At 46.2% G+C, this 19,227-nt stretch carries 16 protein-coding genes; 9 read left to right on the plus strand and 7 right to left on the minus strand.

The annotated features are described in order from the left end of the window. Positions 1 to 189: 189 nt before the first annotated feature. Complete coding sequence (locus ADU22_RS06845) at positions 190 to 1,092, minus strand: nuclease-related domain-containing protein (protein ID WP_053361484.1); 903 nt, start codon at positions 1,090 to 1,092, stop codon at positions 190 to 192. Positions 1,093 to 1,266: 174 nt separating this feature from the next. Here ADU22_RS06845 and pepF point away from each other — a divergent pair, with 174 nt between their 5' ends. Further along, positions 1,267 to 3,084 carry an oligoendopeptidase F gene (gene pepF, locus ADU22_RS06850; RefSeq protein ID WP_053361485.1) on the plus strand — a complete coding sequence of 606 codons (1,818 nt, stop codon included), beginning with the start codon at positions 1,267 to 1,269 and terminating at the stop codon, positions 3,082 to 3,084. 84 nt (positions 3,085 to 3,168) lie between these two features. Here the strand turns inward: pepF and ADU22_RS06855 are convergent, their stop codons facing one another. Further along, a complete protein-coding gene (locus ADU22_RS06855; RefSeq protein WP_053361486.1) occupies positions 3,169 to 4,044 on the minus strand; it encodes an SDR family oxidoreductase in 876 nt (291 codons plus the stop codon). A 207-nt stretch (positions 4,045 to 4,251) separates the two neighbouring features. Between ADU22_RS06855 and ADU22_RS06860 the strand changes: the two genes are divergently transcribed. Then, positions 4,252 to 5,709, plus strand: coding sequence for a protein adenylyltransferase SelO (locus ADU22_RS06860; protein ID WP_053361487.1), 1,458 nt, complete (start codon positions 4,252 to 4,254; stop codon positions 5,707 to 5,709). A 177-nt stretch (positions 5,710 to 5,886) separates the two neighbouring features. Here the strand turns inward: ADU22_RS06860 and ADU22_RS06865 are convergent, their stop codons facing one another. Continuing rightward, entirely contained in the window at positions 5,887 to 6,783 is an 897-nt protein-coding gene (locus ADU22_RS06865) for a manganese catalase family protein (protein ID WP_053361488.1), read from the minus strand. 12 nt (positions 6,784 to 6,795) lie between these two features. Beyond that, positions 6,796 to 7,014: a YuzF family protein gene (locus ADU22_RS06870; protein WP_053361489.1), complete on the minus strand. Its 219-nt coding sequence runs from the start codon at positions 7,012 to 7,014 to the stop codon at positions 6,796 to 6,798. A gap of 191 nt (positions 7,015 to 7,205) precedes the next feature. Between ADU22_RS06870 and ADU22_RS06875 the strand changes: the two genes are divergently transcribed. From ADU22_RS06875 to ADU22_RS06890, 4 genes are all read left to right on the plus strand, one after another. Further along, positions 7,206 to 7,646: a small multi-drug export protein gene (locus tag ADU22_RS06875; RefSeq protein WP_053361490.1), complete on the plus strand. Its 441-nt coding sequence runs from the start codon at positions 7,206 to 7,208 to the stop codon at positions 7,644 to 7,646. A gap of 181 nt (positions 7,647 to 7,827) precedes the next feature. Continuing rightward, the gene (locus ADU22_RS06880) at positions 7,828 to 8,835 is read left to right on the plus strand and encodes a sugar-binding protein (protein ID WP_053361491.1); all 1,008 of its coding nucleotides are present in this window, start codon (positions 7,828 to 7,830) and stop codon (positions 8,833 to 8,835) included. Positions 8,836 to 8,947: 112 nt separating this feature from the next. Beyond that, positions 8,948 to 10,282 (plus strand): sensor histidine kinase, encoded by a 1,335-nt coding sequence (locus ADU22_RS06885; protein WP_231687850.1) that lies wholly within the window; start codon positions 8,948 to 8,950, stop codon positions 10,280 to 10,282. Continuing rightward, positions 10,279 to 11,847, plus strand: coding sequence for a response regulator (locus tag ADU22_RS06890; protein ID WP_053361492.1), 1,569 nt, complete (start codon positions 10,279 to 10,281; stop codon positions 11,845 to 11,847). Before ADU22_RS06885 ends, ADU22_RS06890 begins: the two co-directional genes overlap by 4 nt. A 198-nt stretch (positions 11,848 to 12,045) precedes the next feature. Here the strand turns inward: ADU22_RS06890 and ADU22_RS06895 are convergent, their stop codons facing one another. Then, complete coding sequence (locus ADU22_RS06895) at positions 12,046 to 12,585, minus strand: hypothetical protein (RefSeq protein ID WP_053361493.1); 540 nt, start codon at positions 12,583 to 12,585, stop codon at positions 12,046 to 12,048. A gap of 74 nt (positions 12,586 to 12,659) precedes the next feature. Here ADU22_RS06895 and ADU22_RS06900 point away from each other — a divergent pair, with 74 nt between their 5' ends. Beyond that, entirely contained in the window at positions 12,660 to 14,249 is a 1,590-nt protein-coding gene (locus ADU22_RS06900) for a solute:sodium symporter family transporter (RefSeq protein WP_082252796.1), read from the plus strand. Positions 14,250 to 14,297: 48 nt separating this feature from the next. On the opposite strand, the gene ADU22_RS06905 is transcribed toward ADU22_RS06900, so the two are convergent. Next, positions 14,298 to 15,281 carry an NAD(P)H-dependent flavin oxidoreductase gene (locus ADU22_RS06905; protein WP_502688734.1) on the minus strand — a complete coding sequence of 328 codons (984 nt, stop codon included), beginning with the start codon at positions 15,279 to 15,281 and terminating at the stop codon, positions 14,298 to 14,300. Positions 15,282 to 15,638: 357 nt separating this feature from the next. Here ADU22_RS06905 and ADU22_RS06910 point away from each other — a divergent pair, with 357 nt between their 5' ends. Further along, a complete protein-coding gene (locus ADU22_RS06910) occupies positions 15,639 to 17,555 on the plus strand; it encodes a heavy metal translocating P-type ATPase (RefSeq protein WP_053361495.1) in 1,917 nt (638 codons plus the stop codon). A gap of 190 nt (positions 17,556 to 17,745) precedes the next feature. Here the strand turns inward: ADU22_RS06910 and ADU22_RS06915 are convergent, their stop codons facing one another. Then, the gene (locus tag ADU22_RS06915; RefSeq protein WP_053361496.1) at positions 17,746 to 18,048 is read right to left on the minus strand and encodes a DUF5634 family protein; all 303 of its coding nucleotides are present in this window, start codon (positions 18,046 to 18,048) and stop codon (positions 17,746 to 17,748) included. Positions 18,049 to 18,167: 119 nt separating this feature from the next. On the opposite strand from ADU22_RS06915, the gene ADU22_RS06920 reads away from it, so the two are divergent. Continuing rightward, positions 18,168 to 19,160, plus strand: coding sequence for an LLM class flavin-dependent oxidoreductase (locus ADU22_RS06920; RefSeq protein ID WP_053361497.1), 993 nt, complete (start codon positions 18,168 to 18,170; stop codon positions 19,158 to 19,160). The last annotated feature ends 67 nt before the right edge of the window (positions 19,161 to 19,227 follow it).

Consider the following 19,227-nt stretch of genomic DNA (forward strand, 5'->3'; position numbering starts at 1 on the left):
TCTCTCAGTGCCCGAAATCCAAGGGATACCCGAAAAAAGATAACTGACAGTCTCCCTCAGTGCCCGAAATCCAAGAGAACGCTGAAAAAAAGGCACTGACAGCTTCCCTCAGTGCCCGAAATTTTAAAAGATCCCCAAAAAAAGTTACTGACAGCCTCCCCCAAAGTCAGCAAACCCAAATAATCCCCCTCATTCATAATAAGACCACCGGTGATTTCCGGCAGCTGTAAAGTTCTCCTGCAAAATGGCTCTTATCCGCTTTTTGGTCACCACTTTGCACCATTCATAAATGACATTTGTGGTGATCTTTTCATTTGGAAAAAGAAGCTTATATTCCTCTATGCTGCGAATGACAGCCGAAACGACAGGTTCGAGGGTTTCGCAGTCTTTGCACACACAGTTTTTCCCTTTGACATGCACCTCAAATGATTGGCACTTTGAGCAGGTAAGCCCTTTTTTAAGCTTGCCATACTTATAGGAAGGTAGTTGGCGGTATGGGGAGTCTGTTATATGCAGGGACACCAATTTATCCGCCAGCTGTTTATGTTTCGAACTTAGCTTGGAAGGTGTGGAATCCAGCTTTTGTAAAAATCGGTTCACTTGTGTTGGGAAAATAATAGGCTTGTTGAGAGGAGCTTGGTATAAGGTGAATTGGGGATTGATAAAAACGACAAAAGATTCAAGGGAGAAATGATAACCAAGCTTGCTTAGCAATTGGCGCAGCAGGGAATCGCTCCTTTTTAGCTGAAGCAGCGGGTCTAATACTTCAATTCTTGGCTTTTTATATAATTTATCTGTTTCGTAGAAATAATCTCCTTCATGATATTTCACATCGCAAGCATAAATCGTTCCTTGAAGAATGATCAATGTATCAATTTGAAACAAGGTTCCACCCACTTGAAGCAGCAGATCGTTCAGGATATAGCATTCGCAGGAAAGCTTCTCGGTTAAGGAATCAAACAACACTTCCCCCTCATAGCCCTTTGCCAGGTTCAAAAAATGCTGCTTGTCCTTTTCGGTTAAAGTCATCCGGTTGTTTAAATGTCGAAGAATACGGATTTCAGCCGATTCCTCCCGGGATTTATAAAGCATGGCCCACTTCCTTCTCGATTATTTACAAACATTTTACTTCATATCCGTCGGAAACGAACTCAACGTTTTGTATAATTTGTTACACTTGCCTGAAAAGATTACTGCCCTCTTGTTGTGGTAAAGCAGTAGAGAACGGTGGAATTCGTTGAACCAGGTTACAAGGAGGGAATTTAAATGACTAACCAATCAGCTGCCAGGATTAAAAGGAAGGATATTGAAGAAAAACAGAAATGGGACTTAAGTGATCTTTTTGAAAATAGGGATGAGTGGAAGAGAGAACTGGATGAGATAAAAGCAGATTTGCCAGAGGTCACAAAGTATAAGGGAAGGCTCGGCAACAGTGCCGCCGAGTTATTGGATTGTCTTGAAAGGAAGGAAAGCCTGCTGCAGCGGTTCAACCTGGTGTCCATGTATGCCAATCTGCGCCAGACGGTCGACCACACAGATTCGGAAAGGCAGAAGGATGCTGCCATCGCTGCAGAAGCACAATCATTGGTCAATGCGAAGCTCTCGTTTGTTGAAACGGAAATTATCGCTCTTTCAAAAGAAACGCTGGACCAATTTATGGAGAAGGAGCGAGGTCTGCAATCCTTTAAAAAGTACTTAAATGACCTTCAGGAGCGAAAGCCTTATTCACTTAACGAAGCAACAGAGGAGGCGCTGGCCTCGTTGGGATCCCTCTTCAGTGCGCCGTATACTATTTATAACCGTGGAAAACTGTCCGATATGCAATTCGATTCTTTCATTGATGAAGAAAAAGCGGAGCGGCCGCTTTCCTTCGCCTTATATGCAGGCAAATACAGCTCGTCTCCATCTGCAGCCATCCGCCGGAATTCGTATGAGTCCTTCAATAAGACGTTGAATCAATATAAGCATACGTTTGCGGCAGCCTATGCCACGCAGGTCAATCATGAAGTGACTATGGCCCGTCTAAGAAACTATGACTCTGTCACACATATGCTGCTTCATGACCAGCAGGTGACCCATGAGATGTACCATAATCAGCTTGATGTTCTCCAGGCGGAATTAGCTCCGCATATGAGGCGTTACGCAAACTTGAAAAAGCGTGTTTTAGGGTTGGAGAAGATGACGTACGCTGATATAAAAGCCCCGCTTGATCCGGATTTCAAGCTGGAAACGAGCTATGATGAAGCAGCAGAAACCGTCCAGGACGCTCTTGGTATCATGGGTCCGGAATATTCCGATATGATCAAACGAGCTTTATCGGAAAGATGGGTAGATTATGCCGATAATGTTGGCAAAAGTACTGGAGCGTTCTGCTCGAGCCCGTACGGAGCCCATCCCTATATCCTGATGACCTGGCCTGACACAATGAGAGGGGCGTTCACCCTGGCACACGAACTTGGCCATGCAGGACATTTTTATCTGGCTGGGAAGAATCAAAGGATGACCAACACACGTCCATCCAGGTACTTTATTGAAGCGCCGTCGACCATGAATGAAATGCTTCTTGGCAGTCATTTGCTGTCCAACACAAAGGACAGCCGTACAAGAAGGTGGGTCAATCTCCAGCAGCTTGGCACGTATTATCATAATTTCGTTACCCATCTTCTTGAGGGAGAGCTTCAGCGGAGGGTTTATAAGCTGGCAGAGGAAGGGGAACCTTTGACGGCAGACTTGTTGTCCGCACAAAAGCTGGAGGCTCTGAAAAGCTTCTGGGGAGACTCGGTTGAAATGGATGAAGGAGCGGGATTGACGTGGATGCACCAGCCTCATTATTATATGGGCTTATATCCATATACGTATTCTGCGGGTCTGACAGTCTCCACGATTGTATCCCGGCACATTCTTGATGAAGGCAAGCCGGCGGTTGACAGGTGGCTGGAGGTATTGAAAGCAGGGGGGACACTGAAACCTCTTGACCTGATTAAAAAGGCAGGAGTGGATATGTCCAAACCTGATGCCATCAGCCAGGCGGCAGCACATGTAGGCGGGCTGATTGATGAGCTGGAAGCAAGCTTTCAAGAATAGTGGAAATCAATCCGGCAAATGAAAGTACGTCAGCGGGAAACATATTTGGTTTCCCGCTGGCGTCTTTTTATACTTTAGGTCTTCCTAGCTGGTTACAAAAAGTCCGCCGTTCAAGTGCAAAATTTGCCCTGTCATATAAGAGGAGTCGGAAGAGGCCAAAAATACATAGGCTGGCCCAAACTCCACCGGCTGGCCGGCACGTTTCATTGAAGTTGTGCTGCCCCATTGTGCTACCTGGCCAGCAGGAAAGGACGACGGAATGAGGGGTGTCCAAACCTTCCCGGGAGCTATTCCATTAACCCTGATCCCTTTTGTCGCCAAGGACTTGGCCATTGATCTGGTAAAAGAAACAATTGCTCCTTTTGACGCCGAGTAGTCGATAAGCTGGGGGTTCCCTTCATACGCGGAAACCGATGTGGTGTTAATGATGCTGGAATTCTTTTTCATGTGGACCAGGGCAGCCTGTGTTAAATAAAACATGCCGAAAACATTGACCTGGAAGGTCCGGACCATCTGCTCCGGGGAAATGGATTCGATCCCGTTTTGGACATACTGAACCGCTGCATTGTTTACCAGGACGCTGATTTTCCCAAATGACTTCATCGTCTGATTCACTATTTGTTTACAGAATGACTCATCCGCGATATCACCGGGAAGGGCCAGGCACCTGCTTCCGGCCGCTTCTACCAGCTTAACCGTCTTTTCCGCATCTTCTGTCTCGTTGTAATAAGCGATGACAATGTCCGCTCCCTCCTTGGCAAAGGCCAATGCAACCGCACGCCCAATGCCGCTGTCCCCGCCAGTGATAATCGCGGCTTGTCCTTTAAGCTTGCCGCTGCCCTTATAATTCTCATCATCGTAAATTGGCTGGGGATCCATTAAGAATTCCATCCCTGGATGCTGGTCCTGATGTTGGGGAGGAAAAAGATTGGCTGACTTCTGATTGCTTGTGTTGCCCATGATAAAACCTCCAATATCTTTTGTTTTCAATCATCATAGAATTCCCGGATAATGGATTATTATAGCAGGAATAATCGATAGAAAATCCCATGTAGCCATTGTGGTGGGGTATAGTAAAGAAACGGAAGCGGAAACTAAACAGGATGCCTTGCATATTGACAATTAAAAAAGTTAAAGTGAAACGATGGAAAAGACGGAGGGGATTTCATGACAAACAATAATCAAACAGGCTGGAATTTTGATAACAGCTATGCCCGCCTGCCGGAAGCATTTTTCTCTACTCTCAATCTGAACCCGGTACGCTCACCGGAAACAGTAATCCTCAATAAACCGCTCGCACAAGCTTTGGGATTGAACATCCAAGCCTTGGAACATGAAACAGAAGTATTTGCGGGGAATTCAGTTCCTGAAGGAGCGTTTCCGCTTGCCCAGGCCTATGCGGGACACCAATTCGGGCATTTTACCATGCTGGGCGATGGCCGGGCGCTGCTGATTGGCGAGCAGATCACCCCTGAAGGCGAGAGGGTCGATATTCAGCTTAAAGGGTCTGGAAGGACTCCTTATTCCCGCGGCGGGGACGGCCGGGCCGCTCTGGGGCCGATGCTGCGCGAATACATCATCAGTGAAGCCATGCATGCCCTCGGGATTCCTACTACCCGCAGCCTGGCAGTGGTTGCCACTGGTGAGCCCATCAGGCGTGAAACCTTACTGCCTGGCGCCATTCTAACCCGTGTGGCTGCAAGCCATTTGCGTGTTGGGACGTTTCAATACGGTGCAGGGAAAGGCGATATTGAGGATTTACGGGCTTTAGCCGATTATGCCATCCAGCGTCATTACCCACATATAGAAGGTGATGATAATCGATATCTTTCCCTGCTGAAAGAAGTCATCAAGGTTCAGTCTGCCCTGATTGCCAGATGGCAGCTGGTCGGCTTCATTCATGGCGTGATGAATACGGACAATATGACGATAAGCGGTGAAACGATCGACTATGGCCCTTGCGCTTTTATGAACGAGTATGACCCGGAAACAGTGTTCAGCTCCATTGATGCCCAGGGGCGCTATGCCTATGGCAACCAGCCTGGAATCGGCGGCTGGAATCTTGCCAGGTTTGCCGAATCCCTCTTGCCGCTTCTGGATGAGAACCAGGATAAGGCTGTTGAGCTGGCGCAGGAAGCAATCACAAAATATCCCGAGCTTTACAAGGAGAATTGGATTTCGGGAATGAGGGCAAAGCTGGGAATATTCAATAAGGAGAAGCAGGACGAGGCTTTATTTGAAGAGCTTCTCGGCATGATGCAAAAGCATCAGGCAGACTTTACGAATACATTCCGGGCATTAACCATGGATAAGCAGGAAGAAGCAATATTTAAAAGCGGGGAGTACAAACAGTGGCATAAAAAGTGGCAGGAGCGGCTCGACAGGCAGGAAGATTCAAGAGAGTCTTCACAAGAGCTGATGCGCACCAGCAATCCTGCGGTTATTCCCCGCAACCATCGCGTGGAAGAGGCGCTGGAAGCAGCTGTCAATGAAGGGGATTACAGCGTGATGGAACGGCTGCTTGACGTTCTTAAGGATCCTTTTGCACATTCCGGGGATCAGGAAGAGTACTGCAGGCTGCCTGCCCCATCAAGCTTGCCTTATCGGACCTATTGCGGGACATAAGTGCATGGGCCCAGGCTCCTTTTGAAAAAATCTTGCCCAGAAGAACCTTTCCCTGGTGAAAGGTTCTTTTTGTATGCAGAGGCAAGCGGACAATGGAGCAAAGCCGGAATATCGGAGAACCTTACCCGGCCGAAAAGCCCTCATTTCGAGGGCTGCTTCTGCGGGGAGGTCCCTGTCCTACATATTTTCCATCAGCCGCTTCGCAATCCTCGCATAATCATCGGCGTCAATACCGGGGGCAAACTGCTCGGGAAGCTCTTCCAGATTCGGGATGGGGGCGCCTTTTGGCATTCCTTCTTTTACAATGAGCTGGCTGCCGGATTCAGGGTTGGTTCCTTTCCAAATTTGCCTGATGCCCTGGTAATCTCCAACGTCATTCCATGTATATAAAATGTTTCCGATTCCCTGTTCTTCAAACTTCCGCGCATGGTCGAACCCGGCGTTCGATAAATCGGGAATCGGGACCATTTTCTTTACGTCTACACCAGTGGCAATCTCCAGGGCCTTGGCATAAGCCAGCACGTGGGTTCCGCCGCGGACTAATAGGTATCCGATCATTTCGCGCGCCGTTTCATGCTCGGTCATCTCGTACACTCTCATTTTGTGGGTGCGTGCGCCAACCTCGAGGAAGAAGTTGTGAAGCAAATCGAGAACCAGGTTGCCGCTGCTGAAAACATTGTCACCCGTCCAGGCACGGCCCATCGAGTCCCCGGCCAAAGCGGTTTGGGCCGTTGCGATGAAGTGGTAGGTGTTCCGGGCATCCTTTCCTTCGCGCAGCGGGGTGACATCCGGGTTCCCGGTATAAAAGGTATTGCCTCTTGATAAAAGATTGATGGTATTGGCCACAAGTTCGACGTGGCCGAACTCCTCGGCCGTAATGCTGGCCACCAGGTCATAAAAGGGCTTCAGTTTATCCTTGCGCCTGAAATTGAATGACTGGTACATATAATTATTAAGGGTGGACATTTCCCCGAATTTGCCGCCCAAAAGTTCCTGGACGGCCGCTGCTGCATTCGGGTCGCCATGCTCCGGGATTGGGAGGTCGATGGCCAGCACATTTTCACGTTTAAACATAGCTCCGCCTCCTTATCCTCTTGGAATAACCCAAACAATCTGCTGAATGCGAATATAGAATGGAGAACCCCCCGATTCCACCACAATATGGTCGGGCATCACGGAATTAAGCCTGCCGGTAACAGTCCCCTTCGTTGTTTGGACGGCCACCATGGAACCGGTGACACCTTGCAAGGCATGATAAACGTACGAATCAATGTGACTGACAAAAGATGGTGATTGCTGATTCATATTTTTCCCCGCTCCTTTTCTAGAACTTACACTTTCAACTATATGAAGCCTGAAGGGCGGATATACAAGGAAAAGCCGGCTGGCACTGGGAGAGGTCCTTCGTCCCGTGATAGAATTATTTATTGCTATCCATTAAACTATAGCAGGATTGGTATTATACGAGGCTTCAGAAAACGGAGGGGCTAATGACGATGTATGAATATTTGCTCGTGTTTATAGGGGCGGCCATTCCGTGGGTTGAAATCGCCCTTGTGATCCCGCTCGGCATTATCGGCGGATTGTCTCCTATAGGAGTAATGGCCGCTGCTTTTATTGGGAATATGCTGACGCTGATTCCTGTCATTATTGGATTTGAAAAGGTAAAAGCCTGGTATGCCAGGCGCCAGGAACAGAAGGGAAAGGAACCCTCCAGGCGCAGCCAGCGGGCAAAAACAATCTGGAACAAATATGGCCTGCCGGGACTCGCGTTATTGGGGCCCATCCTGATTGGAATCCATATTGCCGCTTTTATAGGAATGAGTCTTGGAGCGAGGAAAAACTGGTCAATATTCTGGATGACAGCCAGCCTGGCCATCTGGACGCTTGTCTTTGGAATAGGCACCATGCTGGGTTTTGATTTTTTTATTCGGTAGGTAAAAAAAGCTGTCAATCTCATATGTCTTAGGGTCTTTCATGCTGGAAGGCCTTTTTTTATTATGCCAGCCGCGACCCTAATGGAAGCCCTGTTTGTCTCCAAGGAGACCAATATAACTTGCTGCAGGTTTGGAGTATACTTATGAGATATGTATACAAAAATCCACTGGAGGATTTTCAATGAAACGAGTATCTATTTTTTATTCCCTGCTGATTGCCTTTCTTATCGGGGCTTCCTTACTTTCTTTTTATTATTATGGGCAATCAAATCGTTTGCAAAAGGCAATTGAGGAGGCTTCCTTCTCTCCGGGAATACTGCCAGATTACCATTTTGTCCTGATTGGGGAGGAAATGGATAATGATTACTGGCGGCTGGTAGGTGAGGGAGCAAAGGCTGCCGAGGATAAGTACAATGTTATGGTTGAATATAAGGGACCAAGGCGTTCAAATCTGGATGAACAGCTAAAACTGATGGACATGGCCATTGCTGCCAGGGTGGATGGCATCATCGTCCAGGCACTGAATGAGGAAAAATTTATACCTATGATCAATAAGGCTGTAAAACAAGGGATTCCTGTTATCACCATTGACACGGATGCTTCTGCCAGTACACGCTCCTTATATATTGGGACTGATAATTATGAAGCAGGCAAGCTGGCTGGCCAAACGCTGATACAAGACACGGGAGGTCAGGCAAGGGTTGCAATTATTACCGGCAGCTTTACTTCAGCCCATCACCAGCTAAGGGTAGAGGGTTTCCTTGAAGCAGTGGAAGATGCTCCTGATATTGAGGTTATTGCCATTGAAGAATCGAATATTACGAGAATTGGGGCAGAGGAAAAAGCATATTGGCTGTTAGAGGAGAATGATCATATTACCGCTTTCTTTGGAGCCAGCGCGCTAGATGGAATTGGAATTTCCTCTGCTGTTTCCTCCTCTGATAAAAAAGATGATATGTATATTATTGCTTTCGACGCCTTGCCCGAAACAGTTGATTTGATGCAGGAAGGGATGATTGATGCGATTGTGGCGCAGGAGCCATTTGAGATGGGGTTTCAAAGTGTTGAGAGAATGTTTGAGGTTTTGGAAGGGAAGAGCCATAAAGATGTATACCATACAGACGCCAGTGTCATAAGGAGAGGCCAGCATAGGCAACTGGATAGGGATGGCGGTGGACATGATGATTAAGATCCGCACAAGGCTTCTGGTTTATTTTTCTGTAATTTTATGTTTTCTTGTTTTGCTTTTTTATGTCCAATCCCAAAGCAGCAATAAAGTTTCTAATCTCTATGATGATAGGATGGACAGGTTTTTTATCCTTAATGAAATAACGGGAGTAACCTCGAAAGCGATAGAAACTCTGCATATTTATGTTATGGAGCCAATGCCCGAAAATCTGGAAACCTATTTGAAGAATAAAAGGCAGCTGGAATCATTGTTAAAACAGTTTGGAGGTACACCAGGCTATGATGCGATTACCCAAAAAAACTATCAGAATACCATTACCAGTTTTATTGGCCATGCAGATCAAACCGTCGATGGAGTAGAACAAGAGAATCTCCAGATGTACTCTTACCATTTGAATGAAGCGGAGGAAATATCAAATTACATTCATGAAATGGTACAGGATCTGATCAATGATGAGCTCACAGGATATCAAGGTCTTTATGAGATGGTTAAACAAAAGATATCGTATACAAAAAAGATGGGCACGAGCATTTTTATTACCATTATTCTGCTTAGCATCCTGTTTGCCTTTTGGTTTTCGCATGGAATCACCAGAACCATTTCCAGGTTGGCGAAAGCAGCAGAACAAATCTCAGCAGGTCACTACGAGGGGGAAGATGTCAAAGTATCGACGAAGGATGAACTGTACCTTTTGGCGGGAACTTTCAATCAAATGAAAAAGAATATTCATCAATCCGTTCAGGAAATAGAGGAGAAGGCAAGGCTTGCACAGTTATTAAAAGAAATGGAGCTTAGGAGCCTCCAAAACCAGATAAATCCTCATTTCCTTTTCAACACTTTGAATACCATTTCAAAAACAGCGTACATTGAGGAGGCGGAGCGGACAAGTGAGTTGATTTCTTCGGTTTCTGCTTTGCTGCGCTATAACCTGGGCCGTATAGACAAGCCTATTATTCTGGGAGATGAAGTAGAAATTGTCAGGGAATATTTCTTTATTCAAAAAACCCGCTTTGGCGACCGGGTTGAGTTTACTGAAAATATCGATCCTGAATGCCTATTGGTGCAAATTCCATGCCTGACTCTTCAGCCGATTGTTGAGAATGCCTTTATCCATGGCATTGAGGAGATGGCTGAGGGCGCAAAGATTGAGCTGGCCATATACCAGGACAAAGAATCTGTTTCTATTCAAATCCGCGATAATGGAGCCGGCATGGAAGAGGAAACTATCCACAAGCTGTTCAGCCCTCAAGAAGAAACCAAATATGATTCCCAAAAAGACTCAGGCCATTCACATGGAATTGGCATGAGTAATGTCATTTCAAGGCTGCTGCTCTTTGACAAGCGGACAAAGATAAACATTGACTCCGCGCCTGGACAGGGAACAACGGTAATAATCAAGCTTTATAAAGACGGAAATCATGTTAACGAAGGGAGGCTGCCGGAATGATCAAAGTCTTGCTGGTGGACGATGAGTCCATTGAAAGGGAAGGAATCAAGCTTATGCTTGGCAGGAACCGTTCCAACTTTAAGGTTGTGGGAGAAGCATCAACTGGAAAGCAAGCAGTGCAGCTAGCTGCAAAACTTAAGCCAGATTTAATTTTTATGGATATTAAAATGCCTGTAATGGATGGAGTTGTGGCTGTGAAGAAAATCCTTTCGGAAAATCACGCTCCTAAATGTATAATGGTTTCGGCGTACAATACCTTTGAATATGCCCGTGAAGTCATGAAATATGGTGTGAAAGAATATTTGCTAAAGCCAAGCAAAGCAACAGAAGTCCTCAAGGCTTATGACAGGATGGCTGAGGAAATTGAAGCAGAAAGGCAAAAAGCTGGTGAACAGCTGGAGATGAAGCGCAGAATTGACAGGGTAGCTTCTCTTGTTGAAGTGGATTTAATTCTGTCCTTGATGATGGACCATATTCACGAATTCAGGAAAGAAGATTGGAGTGACTGGTTCGATATAGAAGGAAAACGGGGGTATGTAGCTGTTTTCAGCTTTGATACAAAAGAACAGCTTCCTGGCTACTCCGAAAAATCATCTTTATATCAAACGCTAAAACATATTCTATCAAACAGGCATGAAAATGTTCTTGTGGGCCCGCTGATTGGCCATCACGTCCCGGCCTTTATATTCATGGAACATGAAGCAGATGGCCTGCTGGAGCCAAGACAGGGTTTTCTCAGTGCCGTCATCCATACATTCCAAAAAAGGCACCCTGCATGCTCCCTGTTGGCTGGGGCAGGAACTTCAGTAGAAAATATCAACCAATTTACCGTGTCGTATGAAAAAGCCATCCATGCACTCGAATCGGTATATGCAAATCCAACTGCCAATTACATGGCGTATTACACTGAATTAAAACAGAAGCAAACAAAACTCCTATTGATAGAAAAAGAGAAAGCATTGCTGACAGCAATTAAGAACGGGGATAGGCAGGAAAGCGCAAGACTGTTTGATTCCTACCTGCAAGCAATTGATGAGTGCTCACACCATCAGCTGCTAGTTACAAGGGTCTATCTGGAGGACTTTTTCAGGCTGTTGACAAGACAGCTTTATGAGCTGGGGCTTAATGAAGATTTTCAGTATTCCTTTCATCTGCTGGAGACTCCTCTTCAGGTAAAGGAATATGCCAAAGTTCATTTGTCCTCGATTCTTGAGAGAATAGCACAGTGGAGATCCACAGATTTGAATGGGCTTCTGCTGGAAGCAAAAGATTATATGGACCGCCATTATTCCAAAGCGATTTCTCTTGAGGAAGTAGCTGAAAAAGCAGGAGTCAGCTCCTATTATTTAAGCAAATTATTCAAGGAGCGGTTTAAAATTACCTTTATTGATTACCTAACTTCATTAAGGATCCGAAAAGCGAAGGATTATTTATTAAATCCCAGCCTTTCCCTGAAAGAAATTGCATTTGATGTTGGCTATAAGGACCCGAACTACTTCAGCAGGGTATTTAAAAAAGAAACAGGGTTGAGCCCGAGTGAATTTAGATTGAAAGGTAAGCAGTGAAAAGAGGTTCCTATCGGAGTCTCTTTTTTTTAATCCGGCTAGGACAAAAAAGTGAAGATGATAACAAGAAAGTGAAGATTGAAACCGATTCCAGTGAGAGATGGGAGTGATAAATTTATTTTATTAAACAAAGCGCTTTCACCTGCGAAGAGGTGAAAGCGGAACCATAAATGCAATCTGAGGGTATGGAGGTGTCATTCATGTGGAGTAAGTATACAAAACAATACTCAACGCTATATAGGAAACGCTGAGAAGAACATTGGCAAGGCCGCTCATAATTAGGCTTGCTGAAAGCAGGGCGAACATAAAGAGCATAGCAAAGAAGAGGTTCACGGCAGGCAGTTTTTTCTTTTTATGCAAAATTAACAGATGGAAACAGAGAAATGCGAAGAAGAGATAGATTGGGAATAAACACAGCAATATAAAGAGTGTTTTTGGAAAATTGAGCTGATGGAAATCTACGGCTGCCATAAAGCCATTAAACATGACCACCAGGCATAAGAGGAACATCACTGTATCAAACTTCGTTTTTAATTCCTGAAAGTCGGAAGACATTGAGATGAGGAATCTTAAATCTTTCCCAATAAGATAAAAACAGGCTAAAGAGACAGTAACAGCAAGGAGAGCAAAGGCTTCGGCGTTAGAGTGTACTGGAATGGAGATAAGCCATAAATGAGCAGTCAGGACAAGAACGCCTGCAATAAAGCTTTCAATGGAACGCTGTTTGACAGGAGTCATGAAATCACCTCAATATAACTGAATCAAATAAGCGAAAATCTCTGCAGAAGGAACATGAGAGGAGAAAAAAGAACGTGAATACATTGACCATTATATCATTTTTATTTTTTACCCTTCTAGTTGCATACATATCCTATCGTGCAACGAAAGGAGAAAATCTCGAAACGCAGGACGGTTACTTCCTAGGCGGGCGAAGCCTGACAGGATGGGTGATTGGGGGGTCGCTCATGCTGACCAACCTTTCGACCGAGCAGTTAATTGGGCTGAATGCAGAAGGCTATGCTTATAATATGTCTTCCATGGGATGGGAAGTAGGTTCAGCCATCGCTCTTGTTATCGTGGCTTTATACTTTTTGCCGCGGTATTTGAAAGGCGGAATTACCACAATCCCTGATTTTCTTGAAAAGCGCTTTGATAGCGGAACGAAGCAAATTGTCACTATTTTATTCTTGTTTGGGTTTGTGCTAAACCTGCTTCCTCCAATCCTTTACACAGGTGCCGTGGCATTGAGTGGTATTTTCAATGTTCCTGAACTGCTGGGAGTCAGCTCCACCGCTGCTTTATGGATTACGGTTTGGGCTATTGGAATTGTGGGTTCCCTTTATGCCATAGTTGGCGGCCTTAAAGCTGTAGCAATTTCCGACTCTATTAATGGAATTGGCCTATTGTTTGGAGGCTTGCTCATTCCGGTCCTTGGACTTGCCGCTCTTGGCGATGGAAACCCCATTTCCGGTTTCGGTGTAATTATGGAAAATACACCAGAAAAGCTAAATGCAATCGGCGGGGCTTCCGATCCAGTGCCATTTGGAACGATGTTCACGGGAATGCTGCTTGTCAACCTTTTCTACTGGGGAACGGCGCAGCATATCATGCAGCGGGCGCTTGCCGCGAAAAACCTGAAGGAAGGTCAAAAAGGATTGATAATTGCCGCATTCCTAAAATTGCTCGGACCTGTCTTTTTAATCCTGCCAGGCATCATCGCCTTTAATATTTTCGGGTCTGGATTAAGCTCGGTGGAGGCTTACCCGATGATCGTCAACCATGTTCTGCCTACACCACTGGTCGGATTCTTTGCTGCCGTATTATTTGGTGCCATTCTTTCATCATTCAACTCGGTCTTGAATTCAACTGTTACACTTTTTACTCTGAATATTTACAAGCCCTACTTTAACCCTAATGCCTCTGATAAGGATCTGATTAAGAAGGGGAAAATGATTGGAATTGTACTTGCGGTATTTGCTATGTGTGTCGCACCTTTATTGGCGTTAGCTTCAGAGGGGTTTTTCCAATACTTTCAAATGGTAAACGGCTTTTATAATGTGCCAATTTTAACGATTATCCTCGTAGGCTACTTAACGAAAAGAGTTCCGGCGATTGCGGCCAAAATTTCGCTGGCATTGTTTATCGGAGTATATGGGTTTACCCAGCTGGTGTGGGATACAGGGTTGCACTATCTTCATATCCTGGCAATTTTATTTGTCGTATGTTCTCTGCTGATGCTGGCAATTGGATACTTCAAACCTAGAGACACTAATTTTGTCCTTGAAGATGCAAATGTCGTGGAATTAACACCTTGGAAACTATTGTACCCAATGGGTATTGCAGCTACAGCCGCTATGATTATTGTGTATACGATTTTCTCTACTTTTGGAATCGCTTCATAGTAGCGATGTTAAAATCCCCTGCGAATCTTCCGCAGGGGATTTGCTGTATCAGGCGAAGGAGCCTTTAAGCCTGATGGCCTGGGAGAACTCTTCGGCAAGGTTTTCGAAAATCCTTTTTACCGGCAGAATGGATTTGATTTCGTGGACTCTTGCCCCGGCAAAGACAAGTCCGTTATCGACATCTCCGTTCATCGATTGAATCAGGGAGTCGAAGGTGCAAAAGCGGTAGGAGCAGTTTTTTAGGCAATCCCTGCATTTGGTGATCCTTAGCTTGTCCGAATTCAACAGCAGATGGGTGAATTGGTTGGTGATGACCCTGCCGCTTAAGCCAACCGTCGTTTTGATAAGCATGGTATCTTCTTTCCGTGCTTCCACGTATTTTTGCTTAAACGCAAGTGGGGCATCGCATTCCTCGCTGGCAACGAACCGTGTCCCCATCTGCACTCCGGATGCGCCCATTTCAAGCGCCTTGGCGATGTCTGCTCCTGTTAAAATGCCCCCGGCAGCGATTACGGGAATATTAACCGCTTCGACGACCTCGGGTAAAATCTCGAACAGCGGCCTGTCGGTGCCGAGGTGGCCGCCAGCTTCACAACCTTCCACAACAACGGCAGCGGCTCCGAGCTTTTCGGAGATCCGGGCCAGCTTCGCCGACGACACGATGGAGAGCACCGGGATGCCAGCCTGCCTGCCCCATGCATACATATCCCGGGATATACCAGCCCCCGAAATGATGAAATCCACTTTCTCTTCAAGCGCTGCCTTCATTTTCTCCGCAAAGTCATTCATCGCAAATAACACATTCACCCCAATGAACCCCTTATTGTTTGTAAGCTTCCTTGCCGTTCTGATGTGATGGCGCAGTTCCTCTACTGAAATCCCGGTGCCTGAAATAATTCCGATGCCGCCTGCATTCGCAACGGCTGAGGCCAGGCCGCTGAGAGAGATTCCAATTCCCATGCCTCCCTGGATAATTGGAAAGGAGCTCACCATATGCCCAATCTTTAGCTGCGGAAAATTCAACTTCATCATCCCCGTTTCTATAATAGTTAAAATATTCTTTTGGAGTTTAACACGTATTTTTAAAAAAGGATGTGATATTTATTACTAGGTACTAAAACTTTATATTAAAGTTAGCTGCCAATCACTCACCTTTTATTACTTCCACATATGATAATAATAATCAAAATCACTATCTATATTAATTTTTAAATTAAAATTATTATTATTTATTTATGTAAAAATGTGTGATATTATATGATTATAAACAGTAAAACACAATAAACACCTGGCCTTTAGCGCGAATTGGGATAGTGATTATTATTCTCAATTAGGCGCTGTGATAATGAGAAAAACGGTAACAAGGATGGAAGAGGAGGAGGAAGGAATATGCTAGCAGAAACAAAAACAATTGGGCAATCCTCGATGGCAGAAGCCAGCTGGCTTGATAAAGCGAGACCGCATGCTGAACTTATTGCTGCCCTATTTAGCGGGGTTCTCATCCTTGCGGGTTGGCTATTGTCACAAAACGGATTGGGCACTGTATCAGCAATGGTCTATCTTGCTGCGTATGCAATAGGAGGATATGCCAAAGCAAAGGAAGGCATTGAAGAAACGATTGCCAACAAGGAATTGAACGTGGAAATGCTGATGATCCTCGCAGCCATTGGTTCGGCCATCATTGGCTATTGGACGGAAGGTGCGATTTTAATCTTTATATTCGCATTGAGCGGTGCGCTTGAAACCTACACGATGAATAAGAGCCATAAAGAGATTTCAGCCTTGATGGACCTGCAGCCTGAAGAAGCCCTTCGCGTGACAAATGGAGTGGAGGAAAAAGTTGCAGTTGCCCAATTGAGGGTAGGGGACCATATTCTGATTAAGCCTGGCGAGCGCGTTCCATCCGACGGGAAAATCATCGAGGGGCAGACCAACCTTGATGAAGCGGCCATTACCGGCGAATCGGTTCCTGTCAGCAAAGCGGTTAATGGTGAAGTTTTTGCCGGCACTGTCAATTTACGCGGAACCATTACGGTGGAAATCACAAAGCCAAGCAGCGAGACTTTATTCCAAAAAATCATCGCACTGGTTCAGACCGCACAAAGCGAAAAGTCTCCATCCCAGCAGTTCATTGAACGCTTTGAAGGACGATACGTCAAGACTGTCCTGATTGTTGTGGCCCTGATGTTGTTTGTGCCCCATTTCCTACTGGGCTGGAGCTGGACGGAAACATTTTACCGGGCGATGATCCTCCTAGTGGTGGCTTCCCCCTGTGCGCTCGTAGCCTCGATCATGCCAGCCACTTTATCGGCCATTTCAAACGGAGCACGCCATGGCATCCTGTTTAAAGGCGGAGTGCACCTCGAAAACCTTGGCAACCTTCGGGCGATCGCGTTTGATAAAACTGGTACTTTGACGAAGGGAAAACCTGAAGTGACGGATGTCATCGTACGCGAGGACGTAACAGTGGAAGAGCTGCTGAAGAATGTCGCTTCGATTGAGAAGTACTCCAACCACCCCCTTGCCGCAGCGATTGTCACCTATGCCTCCGAACAGGAAAGGAGCTTTCTCAAGCCTGAAAAGATGGAGGATGTCGCCGGCTTTGGTGTTCAGGCGGTGATTGATGGAGTCCAGTGGAAGGTAGGGAAGGCGGATTTCGTCGGCCGTGAAGCGGCGCTTCAGTTCCAGGATGGAATTGCCTCAAAGCTGGCACAACAGGGGAAGACAGTTGTTTTTGTCCGGGATGGTAAAGGCATCGCAGGTTTATTGACGCTAAAGGATGTTGTTCGCGAAGAAACGGTAGCGGCGATTAAAGCATTGAAGAATGAAGGCATCAGGACTGTGATGCTGACCGGTGACAGTGAAAAAACAGCAATGGCGATTGCAGGAGAAAGCGGCATCGATTCGTATATCGCCGAATGCCTTCCGCAGACCAAAGTGGATGAAATGAAAAAGCTGAAGGAGCTGCATGGCACCGTGGCCATGGTAGGAGACGGAATCAATGATGCACCGGCGCTGGCTACCGCTTCGGTTGGAATTGCGATGGGGGAAGGAACAGATGTCGCCCTGGAGACGGCGGATGTGGTGTTAATGAAAAACGACTTGCCCCGAATCGCGGAGGCCGTCAAGCTGTCAAAGAAAATGAACAGAATCATCAAGCAAAATGTCGTGTTCTCGATCGCCGTCATTATGGTGCTGATCGCCTCCAATTTCATGCAGTCGCTCGCCTTGCCAATGGGAGTCATCGGCCATGAAGGAAGCACCATTCTGGTGATCTTGAACAGCCTGCGACTGTTGCGTTCATAAACAGGGAAGAGGGTGCCGAGGCACCCTCTTTTATTATAGTAAAAAAATGAATTTCACCTTGTAATCCGCTTTTGAAAACATTTTACCTTGGCTTTGGGTGTTTGGGTGTTGCTGCTCCAAGCCGATTTTAATCAAACGTTTGATTAGATGGGTTTGTGGGTTTTAGTGCGATATAATATTTTTCCAGCACCTATATTTCGCGGAGGACGCTTTCCAAATCAGGATATCCTCCTGAATCGTCTCCCTGCGGATCATCGGATTCCAGTACCCAAGCCTTTGATGCAGGCGCCAATTCGCCATCGTGATTTTTCACAAATGGAGTATGGATGTGATAGGCCTTGTCGCCTTTTTTCACTGTATAGCCCAAGTGGTATTGATCACCCTGGCCTTCCTCTTCAAAAATACCGATATCATTCAGGTTGTATTTCTCCATATATTCACTTGATGCATGCTGCAATTCCCGCAGGATTTGTTCCCTAGGTAAAAAATCCATTATGTTCGCTCCTTTTCCTGTAATCCTCTCTCCTTAATATGGCTGTTTTTGGTTTATTTATTTTAAAAATTAGGGTAGCCTTGAAGAACGTGCATCAAATCAGGAAGAAGGTAATTTCATTGAAACTGAGTGTTCTGGATCAATCGGTGATAAGCAAAGGGTCCAGCGGAAAAGATGCCCTAAGTAACACTGTCGAGCTGGCCAGGCTGACGGATGAACTCGGATACACCCGTTTCTGGGTGGCTGAGCACCATAACAGCAATGGAATGGCGGGCTCTTCACCGGAGATATTGATTTCCCATCTAGCCTCCAATACGAAAAGAATCCGGGTCGGTTCCGGAGGCGTCCTGCTGCCGCAGTACAGTCCTTATAAAGTGGCGGAGAACTTCAAGCTGCTGGAGACGCTTTTTCCGAATCGGATTGACCTTGGAATCGGCCGCTCGCCGGGAGGGTCACCAGCAACACGCATGGCGCTGACGGATGGACTAAGGCGCAGCCTGAACGAGTTTCCTAGGCAAGTCAGGGACTTGCAGGGCTTTCTTGGCAACAGATTGCCTGAAGACCACCCCTACCATGAGGTAAAGGTTTTTCCTTCACCGGAGACTTTGCCGGAGATGTGGCTCTTAGGAATCACCCACCGGGGCGCACGAGTGGCCGCCGAAAACGGAACAGCTTTTACCTACGGGCATTTTATCACCCCGGTCAATGGGAAGCGGGCAATCGACTATTATTATGAAAACTTCCAGCCATCCCCCTTGCTTGGTAAGCCGAAAGTGAATGTCTGTATTTTTGTTGTCTGTGCCCCCACCCAGGAAAAAGCTGAGGAATTGGCGCTAAGCCAGGACCTGTGGCTCCTGGCAGTCGGGAACGGCGGGGATACCCGGATTCCTTCAGTGGAGGAAGCGAAAGCAAGGGCCTTGTCAGCTGAAGACCGTGCGAAGGTTCTGGAAAACCGCAAGCGGATGATCATCGGGACACCTCAAAAGGTTCGCGACGAACTACACCGGTTAAGTGAAAAATACCGGACAGATGAATTCATGATTATCGCGAATGTACATGATTTTCAAGAAAAGCTTCGGTCCTATACGCTGCTGGCAGAGGCTATTTTATAACAGTCCGTTATTGGGCTGTTTTTTTTATTTTTTTCGTATATGTTAAGTCGCCAATGGATTTCCTTGG

This window comes from Bacillus sp. FJAT-27251 (genome assembly GCF_001273925.1).
Classification (GTDB): domain Bacteria; phylum Bacillota; class Bacilli; order Bacillales; family Cytobacillaceae; genus Mesobacillus_B.

Excerpts from the sequence above, each read along its gene's own strand:
- ADU22_RS06845 (WP_053361484.1), bottom strand. The coding sequence starts at position 1,092 with ATGCTTTATAAATCCCGGGAGGAATCGGCTGAAATCCGTATTCTTCGA.
- pepF (WP_053361485.1), top strand. The coding sequence starts at position 1,267 with ATGACTAACCAATCAGCTGCCAGGATTAAAAGGAAGGATATTGAAGAA.
- ADU22_RS06855 (WP_053361486.1), bottom strand. The coding sequence starts at position 4,044 with ATGGGCAACACAAGCAATCAGAAGTCAGCCAATCTTTTTCCTCCCCAA.
- ADU22_RS06860 (WP_053361487.1), top strand. The coding sequence starts at position 4,252 with ATGACAAACAATAATCAAACAGGCTGGAATTTTGATAACAGCTATGCC.
- ADU22_RS06865 (WP_053361488.1), bottom strand. The coding sequence starts at position 6,783 with ATGTTTAAACGTGAAAATGTGCTGGCCATCGACCTCCCAATCCCGGAG.
- ADU22_RS06870 (WP_053361489.1), bottom strand. The coding sequence starts at position 7,014 with ATGAATCAGCAATCACCATCTTTTGTCAGTCACATTGATTCGTACGTT.
- ADU22_RS06875 (WP_053361490.1), top strand. The coding sequence starts at position 7,206 with ATGTATGAATATTTGCTCGTGTTTATAGGGGCGGCCATTCCGTGGGTT.
- ADU22_RS06880 (WP_053361491.1), top strand. The coding sequence starts at position 7,828 with ATGAAACGAGTATCTATTTTTTATTCCCTGCTGATTGCCTTTCTTATC.
- ADU22_RS06885 (WP_231687850.1), top strand. The coding sequence starts at position 8,948 with ATGGACAGGTTTTTTATCCTTAATGAAATAACGGGAGTAACCTCGAAA.
- ADU22_RS06890 (WP_053361492.1), top strand. The coding sequence starts at position 10,279 with ATGATCAAAGTCTTGCTGGTGGACGATGAGTCCATTGAAAGGGAAGGA.
- ADU22_RS06895 (WP_053361493.1), bottom strand. The coding sequence starts at position 12,585 with ATGACTCCTGTCAAACAGCGTTCCATTGAAAGCTTTATTGCAGGCGTT.
- ADU22_RS06905 (WP_502688734.1), bottom strand. The coding sequence starts at position 15,281 with ATGATGAAGTTGAATTTTCCGCAGCTAAAGATTGGGCATATGGTGAGC.
- ADU22_RS06910 (WP_053361495.1), top strand. The coding sequence starts at position 15,639 with ATGCTAGCAGAAACAAAAACAATTGGGCAATCCTCGATGGCAGAAGCC.
- ADU22_RS06915 (WP_053361496.1), bottom strand. The coding sequence starts at position 18,048 with ATGGATTTTTTACCTAGGGAACAAATCCTGCGGGAATTGCAGCATGCA.